This window comes from Streptomyces sp. NRRL S-350 (genome assembly GCF_000719705.1).
Taxonomy (GTDB): domain Bacteria; phylum Actinomycetota; class Actinomycetes; order Streptomycetales; family Streptomycetaceae; genus Kitasatospora.
In genome coordinates this window covers 1-3,349 of sequence record NZ_JOHO01000144.1, presented here as the reverse complement: position 1 = coordinate 3,349, position 3,349 = coordinate 1, and the positions used below count along the sequence as shown (strand labels likewise).

3 protein-coding genes, 1 tRNA gene and 1 pseudogene are annotated in these 3,349 nt (G+C 70.2%); 2 read left to right on the top strand and 3 right to left on the bottom strand.

The window, feature by feature from the left end; all coding sequences use genetic code 11:
- Positions 1–109: 109 nt before the first annotated feature.
- A tRNA-Leu gene (locus IF30_RS0140060) sits at positions 110–194 on the top strand.
- Positions 195–309: 115 nt separating this feature from the next.
- On the opposite strand, the gene IF30_RS0140055 is transcribed toward IF30_RS0140060, so the two are convergent.
- Both IF30_RS0140055 and IF30_RS0140050 read right to left on the bottom strand, forming a co-directional pair.
- Positions 310–1,050 (bottom strand): TetR family transcriptional regulator, encoded by a 741-nt coding sequence (locus tag IF30_RS0140055; protein WP_234323031.1) that lies wholly within the window; start codon positions 1,048–1,050, stop codon positions 310–312.
- 90 nt (positions 1,051–1,140) lie between these two features.
- Complete coding sequence (locus tag IF30_RS0140050) at positions 1,141–2,292, bottom strand: acyl-CoA dehydrogenase (RefSeq protein WP_030247946.1); 1,152 nt, start codon at positions 2,290–2,292, stop codon at positions 1,141–1,143.
- A 172-nt stretch (positions 2,293–2,464) separates the two neighbouring features.
- Between IF30_RS0140050 and IF30_RS44385 the strand changes: the two genes are divergently transcribed.
- Entirely contained in the window at positions 2,465–2,899 is a 435-nt protein-coding gene (locus IF30_RS44385) for a hypothetical protein (protein WP_051712263.1), read from the top strand.
- Positions 2,900–2,954: 55 nt separating this feature from the next.
- On the opposite strand, the pseudogene IF30_RS0140040 reads toward IF30_RS44385, so the two are convergent.
- Positions 2,955–3,349, bottom strand: a pseudogene (locus IF30_RS0140040) (electron transfer flavoprotein subunit alpha/FixB family protein); the annotation flags it as partial.

The window sequence follows — 3,349 nt, the reverse complement described above, 5'->3', positions numbered from 1 at the left end:
CCCCCGCTCCCCCACCCGGGGGCGTTTTGGGAGCCCAAGCCGATCTTTGCTACAGTTACATCTGTCAGCGCGACGGACGAGAGATCGGAAGTCGCGAGGACGACACCCCGTCCGGGTGGCGGAATGGCAGACGCGCTAGCTTGAGGTGCTAGTGCCCTTTATCGGGCGTGGGGGTTCAAGTCCCCCCTCGGACACCGGCTCAGACCCCAGTTGATCTGGGGTCTTTTGCTTTTCCCGGCGCTTTCCGGTGCTTCCCCGCGCTTTCCCGGCTCCCGCCGGGTGCTGTCAGCGGCCGGTGCGGCCGCCGGTTCAGGCCTGGCGGGTGTCCGCGCCGAGGGCGCTCTCGATGCCCTGGACCATCCGCCACAGCGGCGCCCGGCGGCTGGCGACCAGGACCACCACCTCGTCGGACTCGCCCTCGGCGGCGGTCTCGGCCGGGCGGTCGCTCCAGGTGCCGGTGACGAAGGCCATCGCCGCGTCCACCTCGGCCACCCAGTCGCTCTCGCCGCCCGAGCGCAGCCAGGTGCGCAGGGCGTGGTTGTGCGCGGCGACGACGGCCGCGGCGATCACGTCCGCCCGCAGCGGGCCGTCCGGGCGGTCGTCGAAGCGGCCGCGCAGGTAGGCGGCGAGGGTGTGCTCGTAGCGCCAGACCACCGACAGCTCGTACGCCCGCAGTCCCGGCACCTTGCGGGTCAGCCGGTAGCGCTGGACGGAGAAGGAGGGCTGCTCGGCGTACATCCGCAGGACCAGGCGGGCGGCGGCGCAGGCGTGCTTGACCGGGTCCTCGTCACCGGTGCCGGAGTCCAGGAACTCCGTCATCTCGGCGAGGCTGCGCTCGTGGTCGGGGAAGACCACGTCCTCCTTGGCGGGGAAGTAGCGGAAGAAGGAGCGTCGGCCGACGCCGGCCAGGGCGACGATGTCGTCGACGGTGGTCTGCTCGAAGCCGCGCTCCAGGAAGAGCTCGAAGGCCGCGGCCACCAGCGCCTCGCGCATGGCCGGCTTGGAGGGCCCGTCGTTCATGGGCAGGTCCTGCTCTTCCTTCTCGCTCATTCTCCGCAACCTAACACCGGCGCACCGCACGGGCACCGGGCGGCCGGACCGCAGAACGGTCCGGCCGCCGGCGCCCGCGGGTGGGGCGGGTCACGGCAGGTTGCGGGCCATGACGATGCGCTGGACCTGGTTGGTGCCCTCGTAGATCTGGGTGATCTTGGCGTCCCGCATCATCCGCTCCACCGGGTAGTCGCGGGTGTACCCGTAGCCGCCCAGGAGCTGGACGGCGTCCGTGGTGACCTCCATCGCCACGTCCGACGCGAAGCACTTCGCCGCCGCACCGAAGAACGTCAGGTCCGCGTCCCCGCGCTGCGACTTCGCCGCCGCCACGTACGTCATCTGCCGCGCCGCCTCCAGCTTCATCGCCATGTCCGCCAGCATGAACTGGACGCCCTGGAACTCGGCGATGGCCTTGCCGAACTGCTTGCGCTCCTGGACGTACCCCTTGGCGTAGTCCAGCGCTCCCTGCGCGATGCCCACCGCCTGCGCCGCGATCGTCACCCGGGTGTGGTCCAGCGTCTTCATCGCCGTCGCGAAACCGGTGCCCTCCGCGCCGATCATCCGGTCCGCCGGGATCCGCACGTTGTCGAAGTACACCTCACGCGTGGGCGAACCCTTGATCCCCAGCTTCTTCTCCGGCGCACCGAACGACACGCCCTCGTCGCCCTTCTCCACGACGAACGCCGAGATCCCCTTCGAGCGCAGCGACGGATCCGTCACCGCCATCACCGTGTAGAACTCGGACACGCCGGCGTTGGTGATCCACCGCTTCACGCCGTTCAGCACCCAGAAGTCCCCGTCGCGCACCGCCCGGGTCTTCATCCCCGCCGCGTCCGAACCCGCCTCCGGCTCCGACAGGCAGTACGAGAACATCCCCTCGCCCCGGGCCAGCGCCCCCAGGTACTTCGCCTTCAGCTCCTCCGAACCGGACAGCTGCACCGGCAGCGACCCCAGCTTGTTCACCGCCGGGATCAGCGACGACGAGCCGCAGACCCGCGCGACCTCCTCGATCACGATCACCGTCGCCAGGGCGTCCGCACCCGCACCGCCGTACTCCTCCGGGACGTGCACCGCGTGCAGGTCGTTGCCCCGCAGCGCGTCCAGCGCCTCCTGCGGGAACCGGCCCTGCTCGTCCACCTCCGCCGCGAACGGGGCGATCTTCGCCTCGGCCAGCGAACGCACCGCCTCACGGAGCATCTCGTGCTCCTCGGAGATACGGAAGAGATCGAAGTCCTGGCTCATGATCGCCACTCCTGTTTCACGACGGTACTCAGTACCCTTCATTATGCACGCGCGCGGCAAAAAGGGAACTCAGTGCCTTCCCTTGGCGGCACTGAGTTCCCTATCCTTTTCGTGCCGAACTTCTGCCGAACTTCTGCCGAACGAGCCGGTCCGAGCGCAGGGAGATGACACCGTGGTCCACTCAGCCATCGATGCCGACACCCGCAGCACGACGCTGTACTTCCAGCGCTGCATGTGGTGCAACAACCCGACCTTCCAGCGGTTGCTCTGCCCCACCTGCGGCTCCACCGACCTGAGGCTGGAGCCGAGCGAGGGCACCGGAGTGGTCCGGCGCTGTGCGGTGGAACAGGCCAGGACCCCGCTGGTCCGCCAGAAGTCCCTGATCCGGATGGCCGAGGGCTTCGACGTCTGGTGCATCGTGGACGGGCTGCGCAGCACCGTGCCGGTCGGCACCCGGGTGCGGCTGCTCTCCTCCCCCGACTCCGACCAGCCGGAGCTGCGACTGCTGCCGGTGGAGGAGCCGCAGCCGGTGCAGGAGGCCGAGCCGCGGCCGCTGCCGCCCTCCCAGGGCGGTTTCACCCAGCACCTCGCGGCTTTCGCGGAGTGATCCGACGGCGTGGACGAACGCCGGAGGGCGTGGCACCGAGTACCCGGTGCCACGCCACCAGCTCGAAGATCGGGGCCTCCGGGTCCTTGTTGACGGCCACGATGGTCTTCGACGTCTGCATGCCGGCCCGGTGCTGGATGGCACCGGAGATGCCGTTGGCCACGTACAGCTGGGGGGAGACCTGCTTGCCGGTCTGGCCGACCTGGCTGCTGTGCGGGTACCAGCCGGCGTCGACCGCCGCACGCGAGGCACCCACCGCCGCGCCCAGCGCGTCCGCGAGCTCCTCGACCACCCCGAAGCCCTCCGCCGCACCCACACCACGACCACCGGACACCACGATCGCAGCCTCCGTCAGCTCCGGACGCCCCGTCGACACCCGCGCCGTCCGCGACGTCACCCGGGCCGCGGCGCCGGTGAACTCCACCGACACCTCCTCCACCGCACCCGCCG